This is a genomic window from Spiroplasma cantharicola (assembly GCF_001281045.1).
Classification (GTDB): Bacteria; Bacillota_I; Bacilli_A; order Mycoplasmatales; family Mycoplasmataceae; genus Spiroplasma_A; species Spiroplasma_A cantharicola.
In genome coordinates, this window is the sequence record NZ_CP012622.1 from 372,867 (window position 1) to 387,282 (window position 14,416).

The window sequence follows — 14,416 nt, forward strand, 5'->3', positions numbered from 1 at the left end:
ATATTTTTATGATAATATATCAACAATATAAAATAGAGGTGAAAATTTAAATGGACAATTCATATAATGCTACTAGTAATCCAATTGGAGATGCGATTGTAGTAAATAATAAAGAAGAATCTAAACAATATATTCCAGATGATAAGGTTTATAAATTAGTTAAAGAAAAAAATAAACTTAAATTTTCATGAATAGTATTAATTTATGGATGAAAATATAAGGCTTTATTTTTAAGTGTTGTTTTTGTTGTAACATTCAGTGCATTTTTAGTAAGTTTAAATACATTATTTTTAAGAAATGTTCTTAGTGCTGCACAAGCTTCTGATGGTAGATATTGAAATCTATCTTGACAATGATGAATGGCTGTAACAGCAACAGATTTAATACTGCTATATTTTTGTACATATATTAGGAACTCATGTTCTATTATGCTCGCAGTAAATATTGAAGTCGAATTGAGAAATCTAACAATAAAAAGATTACTAGAACAAGATATTAGTTATTACTCTGATAAAAAAATTGGAAAATTAATGACAAAATTAGTTGGAGATACTAACGTTATTGGAAATGAAATTTCAGGAATGATTGCTTGAGTAATTCAAGCTCCATTAGTTATTGTAATGGGAACAGCAATGATGTTTGCTATTCATTGGCAACTTGCTTTAGTTGCAAGTATTTGTGTATATTCACTAACTTTTCTTGTGATATTGTTTTCTTTACAATATCAAAAAAAAGTAAAGAAAGTTAGAGATGTAATTTCTGATGTTAATGGTGATGTAATTGACCGAATTGGGGCAATTAAATTAGTTAAAGCAACAGGTACTAGAAGATATGAAGAATCAAGACTAGAAGAGCTTCATAAACCTTATATTAAAGCTTTTAAACCAATTTCAAAAATAGATGGTACTTTATTGGCAATCCTAATTGCTTCAGATGTACTAATAAATTTAATTATGATAACTATTGCAATAGAGTTTTTTAATGATAACAAAATGTTAACAACAACTTTACCATCATTCATTTCAGCTATGGTTGGATTGACTCGTCCATTATGACAAATTGCAGCTATTATTCCAGGACTTTCAAGAGCAGCTGCTAGTTCAGCTCAAATATATGAAGTCATTGAAAAGGATCCTATTCTTGATGATAAAGATAAAACAGGAATATTATTTGATGAAAATATTTCAAAAATTGAATTTAGACAAGTTAAATTTAATTACCCTGAAAAGCCAGAAGTTAATATAGTTCCTAATCTTGACATTACTTTGGAAAAAGGAAAATCATATGCTTTTGTTGGAGAAACTGGAAGTGGTAAATCAACAATTTCAAAATTATTATTGAGATTTTATGATCCAACTGAGGGGTGTGTTTTAGTCAACGATAAAAATTTAAGTGATTTTAATCTAAAAAGTTATCTAAGTCATGTTGGGTATGTTGAGCAAGAACCATCAATAATTTTTGGAGATGTTTATGATAATGTTAGATATGGGCATTTTGGTGCAACTGAAGAAGAAGTTCATGAGGCTTGCAAAAAAGCTCAAATTGATCAAATCATTAATAGTTGACCTTATGGTTATCAAACTATTTTAGGAGAACGAGGTTTATTATTAAGTGGAGGTCAAAAGCAAAGATTAGTAATTGCAAGAATTTTACTTAGAAATCCTGAGTTACTAATTTTAGATGAAGCAACAAGTGCTTTAGATAATATTGTTGAAAAGGAAATACAAGCACAATTAAATGAATTAATGAAAGATAAAACATCAGTTATAATTGCTCATAGATTAAGTACAATAAAAGATGTAGACAAAATATTTGTATTAGCTCCTGGTAAGGGAATTGTTCAAGAAGGAACTTACAAAGAATTAATAAAAATTCCAGGAAAATTTAAAGACTTGCATGATGCAGGCAAGTCTTAAAAAAACTAGCCAATAGGTTAGTTTTTTTATGCTATTATTCAATTAGGAGTTAAAACAATGAATAAACCTTTAAGTTTTTTATTAAGACCAGATACATTAAAAAATATTATTGGTCAATCACATTTAATTAATAATAAATATGGCCTAATATCTAAAATGGTTGAAAAAAAATTTATTACTAATTTAATTTTTTATGGTCCCCCAGGTGTTGGTAAAACTTCAATGGCGATTTCAATTGCAAATGATCTTAAAGCAAAATATGATTTTTTTAATGCCTCAAATGACAAAAAAGAAAAACTTCAAAAATTAATTGAATCATCAAATCACGATGAACAATTAATATTAATTGTTGATGAAATTCATAGAATGAATAGAAATATTCAAGATTATTTATTGGAATTTATAGAATCCAAAAAAGTTGTAGTTTTTTTAACTACAACAGAAAACCCTTATTTTGTAATTAATCCTGCTATTAGAAGTAGATGTACAATTTTAAAATTAAAAGAAATTACTATTGAAGAAATGAAGGAGGGACTAAAAAGAGTTCTAAAAAATAATAGGATTACTTTAGATATTGAAGAGAATGCATTTGAAAATCTTTGTGAACTTTCAAATGGAGATTTAAGAGTTGCTATTAATTCAATTGAATTAATGATAGAACTATATTCAAATATTAAAATTAATAATGAAATTATTGAAGCAATATTTGAACAAGCTGTTACTAAGGGAACAGGAGAAGGTGATGAATATCATGATCTCAAATCAGCTTTACAAAAATCAATTAGAGGAAGCGATGTTGATGCGGCTTTACACTATTGAGCAAGATTGATGCAAATAGGAGATTATGAAGTTTTAATGAGAAGAATGATCATTATGGCATATGAAGATATTGGTTTGGCAAATCCCACTATTCCTATAAGAGTCTATCAGGCTTGTCAAACTTTTAGACAAATTGGTATGCCAGAAGGAAGAATCATTTTAGGTTTGGCAATAATTGAAATGGCTTTAAGTGAGAAATCAAATTCTTCTTATTTAGCTTTGGAAAAAGCCTTAGAAGATGTTAAAAATGGATTGGCACCACCAATTCCACCATATCTTAGAGATAATCATTATCGTAACGCTCATAAATTAGGTCATGGAATTGGTTATAAGTATGCTCACGATTATGAAAATGACTGAGTTCAACAACAATATCTTCCTGATGAAATTAAAGATATTAATTACTTTACATTTAAACCACATAGTAGTTATGAAAAAAAATTAATGGAAATATACATAAAATTTACAAAGGGAAATAAGATAAAATAATAGATAGAAAGTAGGTATTTTTAATATGAAAACTAGTGCAAAAATAAAAGAAGAATTAGCCCAACATGGTTATATTTGATTACCTACATATAAAAATATATTAGAGAAAGTTTGACAACACTGTGAAACTTATATTGATGAAGATGAAGAAGTTTTATCAGCACTTTGAGCAAGTTTTAAAAGATATGAAGAAGATATGATTGGAATAGTTTTTATTACAACTAAAAGAACATTTACTTTGGAAATTAGTGATGATGATAGTAGTACTCAAATAAGATATTTACCTTTTGACTCATATTCACTTCAAAAAATTCAATTACAATTTTCAAAAAATGCAAAGGGTTTACATTATGTTTCACTTCAAAATGATAGTTTTGGAAATGGTATTACATTTGGAACAACTAATCGAGATGTTGCGCAACATTTTGTTGACACTTTAAGTGGAAGAACAAATGGAGAAATTGAAATACTTCCAGATTCTGATGACCCATTATTAGCTGAAAATGAAAAAGAACAATTAATTGATGAAAATTTAGAAAAAGCTAAGAAAAAAGTTCCTCATAAATTAGAAAAAAAACATGAAGAAATAAAACCTATGAAAGAATTTGAGCAATGAAGGAAAGCACCTCCAGAAGCTAAAGATAAAGTGGTTGAAATTAAGATTGTACCGCCTAAAAAAGAGAAGCCTAAAAAAGATAAAAAAAGAGGATATGGTGTAAAATGAAAATCAAAGATTTGATTATTATGATTTTTGTTACCATTCTTAACATTAGGAACTGTTATTGCAATTGTGTTTCTATTATAATATTAAAAAAACTCGTTTATTATAACGAGTTTTATTTTCTTTCAATTGATGTAATTTTTCACTCATTTGAACCTTTTGTTAATTTAAGTTCTATTTCATAAAAAAATGTAGCTCATGAAAGTATATCTGTATATGTAGTTTTGTATTTTATAAAGGCATCAGTATCTGGTTGATCAATACCCTCATAACTTAATACTTTTGTTTTAAAGTTCATATTGCCAATTAATTGTTTATAAGTGAAGTTTGTTAACTCTTTTTTAATTCTATTAACTTCTTTAAAACCTTCTAATATTTGATCAAATAAAGCATTAATTGAAGGGTCATCAAATATTTTCTCTAAACCACTTAATATTGTTTCTTCTCTAAAATTATTTTTTTGCTTTCCTAAATCATCAAAATCACTTCCAAGAGCAAACATTGCTGATTTAACACCTTTAACTTTTTTATTTTTAATATTATCAAATTCAATATATAAACCATTCTTATCGCTAGTAATCATTAATGTTTGAAGAGAAGTATATTTATTATTACCTTGTTTATAAGGAATATCATTTCCATAAAAAATAGAGTATTTATCATCAATTAAAGCTGTTGATAGATTTCTGAACCCATTAGCCATTAATGTTGAAGCCTTATTAATATTTTCTACTTTCTTTAGATTTGGATTTGATGAATTAATTGATTCATAAAGAAGATTTAATATTTCTGAAATATTTTTTCCTAAAAAAATATGTGAGTTTAATATAGTTTGTAAAGATGTATTTGTTTCTCCTCCAATAATAGTTTTCAAGAAAGTTGACTCAGAACTTCAAAGAGTCCTTCAAGAGTTTTTCATTATTTCATCTTGATTAAATCTAAATGGAATTTTAACACCAAAAGTTTTTAAAAAATCAAATAGGGAGTCTAATCCATTGATACTTCTATTTTCAATAAAAGTATCAATAATTGCTTTCATAAAGTTACCTATCTGATTAGGTCCAATTTCTGCAACTACATTAATTTTAATATTTTTTCATTGTGCCAAACCATTTCCTATTGCATATAGTAAAGGAGAGAAACCCTCAGCACCTGTGTAATCACCTGATAAGGTTGTTAATTTTCCTAATAGGGCAGGTACTCATCCTAAAATACCAGGTTTTGCAATATCAAAAGTTTTTTTACTTCCACTTTGGAATAATAATCCAATTAATTTAGCAAAGTTCAATCCATCATTTTCTTTTGCGTTCAAAGCGATTGAAAGATTTTTTATTAATATTTTTGAACTATATTTATTATTAAATTCTTGCTCTCCAAGTTCTTTCAAAAACTTCAAATTCTTTTTTTCTTTTCTTCCAACTTCACCTTTGTATGAATATAAGTCATCATGGCTTTGAGGAGTATCTTGTGAAAAATCGATACTTGTAATTCTATGCAAAATAGCTGAAACAACAAATAGGGCATCAAAAAGAATTGGGATCATATTTGAAGTATCTAAATTATTTATATTTTTTAGAAAACCAGCAAATGTATCACCAAATTTATTTTCAAAATCATAATCAATATCTTTATACAACTCATTTATATCTTCAATAACTTTATCATTTTGTCTTGAAAGATTTGCAAATATATTATTAAGTCTTTTTACTGCAGCATTCATTATTTTTTTATTTGTCAAGTTTTCAATTTTATCTACATTTAATATTTTATTAATTACTAAATCTATTGTTCCTAAGGAATTAATATTTCAATTATTCTCTTTAATAGTTGTTCAAAAATTTACATTTAGAAAATTTGCAATTAGAAAATATGGTAAATTTGAACTCTCAGCTAGTTTTATTATTAGTGCAATTACATCTGCTCATTGATCTAAGATTTTTGCAATTGGTTTCATCTTTTCACTACTAAATTGATCAACATTATTTTCACTAAGTTTTAACTCAGGTAAAAAAGATTGTATTAATCCTGATGAGTTCGGATGAATTCCACCGTTTGCCTTTATAATACCAATAAAAACTGTTAGAAGACTTCCAATAGAGTCTGCTGGACCATTTGGAGATTTTACATTGTTTGTAAGAAACAAACTATTTTCATTTGTAGAATCTTTTACTTTAGCTATTTTATTTATCTCATCTCTTGTTAAATTTTGATTAAAATAACTACTATTTAAAGAACTCATATTTGTTTGATAGTTTGTATTAAAATCAGGCATAAGTTCTTTTGCACTACTTGAATTTATTAAATCAAGTAAAAAATTTGCATCATATGGAAGACCATTGTCTCTACTTTGACTTGCATTTTGTATCATTGCTCCTCTTAAAAGAGTAGACGATATTTTAGTTAGATTATTTACTTTATTAAATATTGACTGTTTTTTATTGTTTACCATGCTACAACTTGCCACACTTGCTGTTGAAGCTGTTATTGAAACTATTCCCAAAAGTGAAATAATTTTTTTCATTTTCCCCGACTACTCCTTCTAATTACATTAATTATATATTAAAAAACTTTCTTTAAATAGAAAGTTTTTTTGTCAATATTTATATTTAAACTCTTTTTATACTATTGATTTTTCAAGATGATTGATCTAATTTAAGGATTAAATCAATTTGGTATTTAAAAGTTTTATTAGTAAATGGCTCATTATAAACAATTTCATAAGTAATTGATTGTTCTAAATTATTTTGATCTATATTTTTATAATTCAAAATTTTTGTCTTAAAATTTTGGCTTTTAATTAATTTTTTATAGATATTATTAGAAATGTTTGTGTTAATTGAATTTATCTCATTAAATGCTTTTAATAAGTCATCTAAAATTTGATTAGTTATTTCATCATCAAAAATATATTCTAATCCTTGCATAATTGAAGAATTTCTAAACTTACTAAATATTTGATTTCCATTTGTATCAAAATCAGTTCCTAAAGCATACATTGATGCTTTAGGACCTCTAACTTTTTGATTCACTATGATTGGATCTTCATTAATTTTTAAGTATAAACCATTTCTAGTTGAAGTTAAAATTAAAGCTTGAAGGGCATTATAGTTACCATTTTCACTATTTTGTTTAAATTGTTTTTCATTATTATTACTTTGATATCAAAGTTGATATTTATCATTTACCATTTCTTTGCTAATTATATCTAACCCTTTAGATAAACCTTCTGCTTTTTTATCAATATTTTTACTTTTTTTCATTGTACTAGTTGGATCAACTTGAGTAAGGGCTTTATAAATTAAATCAATAAGTTTAGAAAGGGTAATACCTTCAACTATCTCATTTTTGAAAAGAGAATATAAACTAATTTGTTGTCCAGTTAAATCCTTTATTAAAGTAGAATCTTCATCTCAAATAGCACTAAATAGATGATTTAATTGACTTGTTGTTTTTTCACTAACTTTTAAATCAATATTTATACCAATACTGTTTAAAATCTCAATTACTTTATTCAAACCACTAAAATTTGAGTTAAATCCAAGTCCATCACCAATTACTCATCTAAGTACATTTCCCACTTGATCAGGTCCTATACCTGCAAAAGATCAATCTTTTCAAATTGCAATTCCATTTCCAATACCATAAAGAAGTGAAGAATAGTTATTTTTTTTATTTTGTCCTATTCAAGGAGAACTTATTTTTGGAATTAAACTTATTAATCCAATGTTTTGGTCAATATTTGTTACTTTTTCACCAGAATTAAAAAGTAAATAGAATAACTTTTGCATTTGTTTACCATCTAAATTATTTTCAATGTTTGTAATTGTAGAAAGATTTTTTAAAAGTCTTGCAGTGTTATATGGATTATCTTTTAAAGTTAATTTATTTAACTCTGCTAAATAGTCATTATTTAATTTTTTACTATCAAATAAATATTCATTTGATAGTGGAATAAAGCTTGAAAAATCTATTGATGAAATATATTTTAGTAATGATGAAAAGACGAATAAAATATCACTTATATTTTCAGTTTTTTCAAAAATTGACTTTAACACTTCTTGTATATTTAAATTACTATTTTCCTTTGTTATTTGTTTTAAAAATTCTCCAATTATTTTTCCTAAGTCTTTATCAAAGTTTTTACTTAAACTAAATAAATTTTCACCAGTTATAATTTTATTTTCTTGATTTATTATTCTAGCAAAGATATTATTAATTTTATTTAAAGAGGCGTTTATTATCATTTGACCAGTTAGTTCATCGGCATCTTTTTCTTGTAGCAGTAAAGAATTAACCAAATCATCAAAAATTTTTGCGCCCCCTGATAAATTTATATCGTTTAAAAACTTAATAATTCAGTCAAATATTGCCTTCATATCTTTTTCTTTAATTGCATTTTCAAATTCTGAATTAAAGAAATTTTTTAAAATAGCATAAATGGCATTTGATTCTTGTAAAAACCCAATTGTTTTTGCTAAAGGGTCTTTAATATTTTTAATTAAATTTGCAATTGGTTTAAGTTTTTCACTATTTAAATTATCTGCTAAATTATCATTTAAACCAAGTTTAGGTATTGCACCTTGAATTAAACCTGAAAGACTTGGGTGAATTCCTCCGTTAGACTTTAAAGTAGTAATAGCAAAAACAGCAATACTTGCAATACTTTGAATTGAGCTAGTAGGAGATTTTACTTTATCACTTAAAAAGTCTTTATTTAAATCATTAATTGCATTTCTATCTAAATTTTGATTATCAAAATAAAGATTTCTAAGGCTATTTAAAGTTGTTTCACTATTTGTATCAAATAATGGAATTAGCTCATTTGCTTTAGAATTATATACAAGATTGTTTAAATAATTTGAGTCATAAGCAAAACCCTTGTTTATTTCTTGACTTGCATTTTGAATGATTGAACCTCTTAATAAAGTTGAAGAAATTTGTGTCAAATTACTAATTTGGTTTTTAATTGATTTCTTTTTCAAATTTATTGTGCTACATGAAGTAACACAAATAGTAGAAGTTGACATACTTACTACTGCTAAAATTGATAATATTTTTTTCATTTTATCCCCCGATGTATAAATTATATTTTCAAAATATGATAAAATATTTTTGAAATAATATACTATTTCAAATTATTATAATATGTAGTCGGGGAAGAATTCAATGAAAAAATCATTATTTTTATATTTAAAACAAGGTATAAAAGGTGTGATGAAATTTAAAATACAATTTATTGTAATTGTTATTTTAAGTTTTTTAGCAACTTTTATTTTGAGCATCTCTTTTTCAACAACTAAAAGGATTACAAATGATTATGAAAAGACCATGTTAAAGATGGAACCTTTTGATTTTTTAAATCAACAATCAGTTGGATTAAATTTAGCAGAGGGTACAGGTTCAAATATAATAGCACCGATGGATATTCTTAATAATCAGTTCTTATATGTTAAAGATTCAAAAGATTTAACTAGTCAAAAAAATAATAAAGCAGTTGATTTAAATTATAATATTTCTTCTTTTGACGATTTTTCAAGTGAGGGGTATCAAGAAACATTTTTAACTAAAACTTTTCAGGATTCTGAAATTCAAAAGCAATTCTTAGAAATGTTATCTGATAGGGATTATTGATTTAGTATATTTCAATATACTTATGATCCAATTAAAGATGAAATTAAGTGAGATTCAAATTTAGATATTAATTATTATTCTGGTTCAAGTTCATATTCATATTTAAAAAATACAGCTGCAAATAAACGTGGTAGAATTTCAAATTTTTTCTTACCAACAATTGAACTATTAAAGAGTAATTATTTAAAAGATCTATTTAGTGAAAATCCACCAAATTATATTAAAAATACTCTATTTTATGAATTAAAATCTAAAGGAATAATTACTCTTGAAAATTTTGAAGGAAAAGAAGCTTCAAAAAAAGTATTAACAGATAATTCTGATTTTGATATTTATAATAGATATTTATATTTTGCATTAGAAGCTATAATGAGACAATTAATTGGTTCAACAATTGAATATCCTACATATTGAATAAATCAAGCAATTGCTCAATCAGATTCAAAAGAGAGAGAGAGAGTAATTCAAAAATTTAATGAGTTAAGTAAAGACAATAAAATTGGTTTCAATTTTTTATTAGAAAATGAAATTGAAACAAGTAAAGAGTTTGCAATAACAATATTTAAATGAATATTTGGTTTTAAACCACAGTCAAATGAATGAAATAGTGAAAATTTTGAATCAAGTGATAAATTTATTGTAGATAAAGAATCAAAGCCTTGAAAAAATAATCTTGATGTAGGTTCTGAAAATATTGATTTAGAGAGATACCCAAGTTCAAAAGAAGAAATTTTTAATAAAGGTATGAGAGGAAGTTTAAATCAAATTGTTGTTAATGGTAGTAATAATAAAGTCTATAATTACGATAATAGTTTTAGTAGCAAATATTTAAGACACTTTGAAAATCAAAGTATTGAACAGACAATTGGTTATTATAGAGATTTTAATGATTTTGATACTTATAATATTGAATATAATTTTGAAGGAATAAGTGCTGCAAAAGCATTTTATATTAAGAATGAATTTTTAGCTAAAGCTATGGGATTCAAATATGAAGCAAGAGCTGAAATGGAATTCACTGATGTAACAACCGAAATTAATTACAGAATTATTGATATCAATAATCATTGAAAAGATAAACTTACTTTGTACGAAGGACATTTACCAAGGACTAAAAATGAAATTTTGATTAATCCTCAGTTTGCCACAGCAAATAAATATCATTTAGGAGATAATATTGTTTTAGGTGAAGGTAATTTTGTTATTTCAGGTTTTGCAGTAGAACCTTTAAGTTATTTTCCAATGGGAAATACTCAAAATCCACTTCCAAATAATAAAAAAAATGCAATAGTTTTTGCAACTAAAGATAACTTTAATCAAATAATTTCTACGCAGTTAGAAAAACTTGCAACAAAATCAATTTACTCTATGCTGACAGTTGAAGATAGAAATAAGTTGTCTGAAAGTGATAAGAATCTTGAAAAATATAGAGCTTATTCATTTAATAATGTGATAGAAGTTTATAATTCTTATAACTATATAGTTGGAAACAATGAAAAATTGGATAGTAATAATTTTATTAATAAATATTCAACTTTTGAATCAAGTACCTTTAGATATAATTGAATTGTTGCTCCAATGTTAATTAACGGTTTTAGAATTTTTTCTTATATTTTTTCAGTTTTAGTTTTTTTAATCACAATAATTGCAACTGTTGTAGCTGTTAAAAAAACAGTTGAATTAAATTCTGGAGAAATTGCTATTTTAAAAGCAATGGGAGCTGGCAATTATGAAATAGCTTCTTCATATATGTCTTATGGAATAATTGTAACTATATTTATTGCTCCAATTGCGTGACTTTTGGGTTCTTTTATTCAAGAATTTATAGCTAAAGTATTTTTAAATTTCTCATCAGGAAGATCAAACTTGATTATTTTTAGTCCTTCAGCATTGCTGATTTCAATTTTAATTTTTGGTTTATTATTATGTTTAATTTCCTTTTTAACAGCATTTTTATTGGTAAAAAGACCAACATTAGAGATTATGTATAAAATGGAAAAAGTTAAACGAATTAAATGAGTTGATAAATTTAATAATAAGGTATTTAGCAAAAGTTCTTTCTCTACTAGATTTAGTATAGAATTGGCAACATCTGGGTTTTCTAAAACAATTCTATCTGCTACAACAGTTTTTTTTGCAGGATTTTTAATATCATTTGGATTAACAATTCCTGGTTTAGTTCAAAATGTTGTGGGAGGTTATTATAAAAATGTATATTATTCTAACTCTTTTGAAAATAGAGAATTAATAGGAAATGCACCTTTAGCCAAAACGTCGTTATCACCAACAAGAGAAGTGGAATATTATGAAAAGTCTTTAATTGATAGTAACAATATTTTTGGAAGTGGTATAACACAAATATCAAAAAACGTATCAAGTTTTGCACCACCAGCAGATAATTCGGCAATTCCTCAAATACTATTAAATCCTTCACAAACAGAAGATAATAAATTAAAAGCGGATTGACTTTATAATTTTATGAATAGTGTTTCTTCTGAAGAAGTTAATTTAGATAATCAAAACTCACTAATTGCAGTAATTGCAAGTTTATTAGGAAACAATATTAATCAATTGGTTGGTAAAGCCATTTCAATTGCAGATATTCAAAAAATTTTGGAATGAACAATTCACTCTGATTCACCAGAATTAGAAAATTTTGAAGATAGATTGCAAAAAATTACAGACTTATCTGGATTATTAACTGATGGTTTACCACAATTGCTGACAAACTTTGTTCCTGGTTCAACAGTTACAGAAGGAGATTGAAAAGAGCAAATTGTAAATATTATAATTGCACAAACGCCATCGTATATAAAGCAATATGTAACTAGATCAGAAAATAGACTTAATAACTTTTCATTTGGTTGACAGATTAATAAATATATACCAGGAGTAGATAATGTATATACTAGATTAAATATTGCTACAAACAATAATATAAATTTAGATATTACAGGTTTACAATCAACTCAAAGTGCCTATAATATGAATAAAAATGAAAGAACCAAATTATTTATTAGTGATTATCAAGCAAAGATTTTAGAAAAATTAATAAATGGTTTTGATGTTACAGACAGTGAGATTAAAGATGTTAGTCAATTTTATGATGCAAAAACTCTAACTATTCCAGTAATTGCAAATGGTCAAACAGATTTTGTACTTAATAATGAATGAGATAATCTTAATAATCCAAAAATTAAAAAGGATAGACTTATCTTAAGGGAAAGTTCATTGAATATACCAAATCAAGCTTGAATGTATGATGATGGAGATTGATTAAGATATAAGAACTCTTCATTTAATTCTGATAAATCTTATATTGAAATGGAAGGACTGTCTGCAAGTAAATTTACACATGCTCCAATTTTTGATCAAACTGGTTTTAACTTAATTAATCCTAAAAATACTGGTGATAAAATAAAGCTTAAAAATAATGCATATGGATTCTATAATTTAACTTCTGATCCTAATTCAAAAGAAGAAAAAATTAATTTTGAAATGAGACCTTATTATTCTTTTGATAATATAACTATGTTTATTCCTGAACTTTATAAAGAAAATTTCATGAAGTTAAAACAAAGTGGTAATAGAGATAGCAAACAATGATGACTTGATGATGCTTCTGATTTTGTTCCTTTAAAAACTAAAGAAGCCTGAGCAAGAGTTAATCCAAATTTAGGGAAAGATACTAAGTACTTTGCCATTAAACCTTATTCACTATACTATGATGCCTCAGGAGACTTTGAACGTGAACAAGAAAATTTATCAGGTACACCAGTTGAATATATGACAAGGGGATATGAGAATCTGTTTGCAAGAACTCTAAGAGAAGTTAATGGACCGATAACATTAGGTAATGTGGAATTAGATTGAAGAGCTAATAATAAAAATGTTCAACAAATCAAATTTAAAAGAGTTGGTTCAATTGGAGTTTATGGACAACCATTAGTAATTGCAGATCAAAGTATTGTTAATATGCTAAGTGGTTATGGAATTTCTAAATACATTCCATTCAATTTACAATATGAAGATTATACGAAACCTAGTGGGTCTTATAATGTTAATAATGTCAGTGTAAAAACTTATCAATATTTCAATCCTAATGATTTTAATGAAAAAGCTAAAAATAATATTGACGAAGTAATTTATGGTGAAAATAAGCTAGAAAAAAGCATTAGACCAAGTATGTGATATAGTGGAATATTATCAAATGCACAAGAACCTTATTTCATTACAAGTCAAGCATCATTTTCAAGAGATTACAAATCTGGACAAGATACTATGAATGGTAATAATTACGGATCTAGTACTTTGGAAATGAAATCAACAATTTTATTAGGGCAACAAAAAGCTCTTATAACAAAACTCTCTTCTATAATTTTAACTGTAGCTACTGTTGCAATTTGTTTATTAATAATAATTATGGTTTTAACAATTACACTAATTAATGACTTGTATGTAAATCAATATAAGAAATTTATGATTGTTATGAAATCACTGGGTTATTCAAATTGAAAAATTATCAAATATACATTTGGTAGTGTAACAATTCTTTCCGCACTATTCTATGCATTAGGAGTGTTTACTAATTTCACTGTAATAGCAATCCTATTTAATATAATTAGTAAAAAACTTGGATCAATTCCATTTGGTTTAACTTGATGAACACCAATATTGGCAATCATTCTTGTATTTGGTTCATTCTTCCTTTCAATTACAATAACAACCAAAAATATTAGAAAAAAATCACCTTCAATTCTTATGAAATAAAATTCTTTAAAAATAAAAAAATGAGCTAAAAAAATCATTTAATTCTATTAAAGAATTTTTTTTTTTTTTT

The 14,416-nt window shown here is 25.5% G+C and carries 6 protein-coding genes; 4 read left to right on the forward strand and 2 right to left on the reverse strand.

Annotation, left to right across the window (positions count from 1 at the left end):
* The first annotated feature begins 50 nt into the window (after positions 1–50).
* The 3 genes from SCANT_RS01720 to SCANT_RS01730 are packed head-to-tail and all read left to right on the forward strand — an operon-like array spanning position 51 to position 4,029.
* The gene (locus SCANT_RS01720) at positions 51–1,916 is read left to right on the forward strand and encodes an ABC transporter ATP-binding protein (protein ID WP_053946002.1); all 1,866 of its coding nucleotides are present in this window, start codon (positions 51–53) and stop codon (positions 1,914–1,916) included.
* Between the two features lie 57 nt (positions 1,917–1,973).
* Positions 1,974–3,224, forward strand: coding sequence for a replication-associated recombination protein A (locus tag SCANT_RS01725; protein ID WP_053946003.1), 1,251 nt, complete (start codon positions 1,974–1,976; stop codon positions 3,222–3,224).
* A gap of 25 nt (positions 3,225–3,249) precedes the next feature.
* Positions 3,250–4,029 (forward strand): hypothetical protein, encoded by a 780-nt coding sequence (locus tag SCANT_RS01730; RefSeq protein ID WP_053946004.1) that lies wholly within the window; start codon positions 3,250–3,252, stop codon positions 4,027–4,029.
* A gap of 31 nt (positions 4,030–4,060) precedes the next feature.
* On the opposite strand, the gene SCANT_RS01735 is transcribed toward SCANT_RS01730, so the two are convergent.
* Positions 4,061–6,466 (reverse strand): hypothetical protein, encoded by a 2,406-nt coding sequence (locus tag SCANT_RS01735; RefSeq protein WP_053946005.1) that lies wholly within the window; start codon positions 6,464–6,466, stop codon positions 4,061–4,063.
* An 85-nt stretch (positions 6,467–6,551) separates the two neighbouring features.
* Positions 6,552–9,008 (reverse strand): hypothetical protein, encoded by a 2,457-nt coding sequence (locus tag SCANT_RS01740; protein WP_053946006.1) that lies wholly within the window; start codon positions 9,006–9,008, stop codon positions 6,552–6,554.
* A 103-nt stretch (positions 9,009–9,111) separates the two neighbouring features.
* Between SCANT_RS01740 and SCANT_RS01745 the strand changes: the two genes are divergently transcribed.
* Positions 9,112–14,346: an ABC transporter permease gene (locus SCANT_RS01745; RefSeq protein WP_053946007.1), complete on the forward strand. Its 5,235-nt coding sequence runs from the start codon at positions 9,112–9,114 to the stop codon at positions 14,344–14,346.
* Positions 14,347–14,416: the final 70 nt, after the last annotated feature.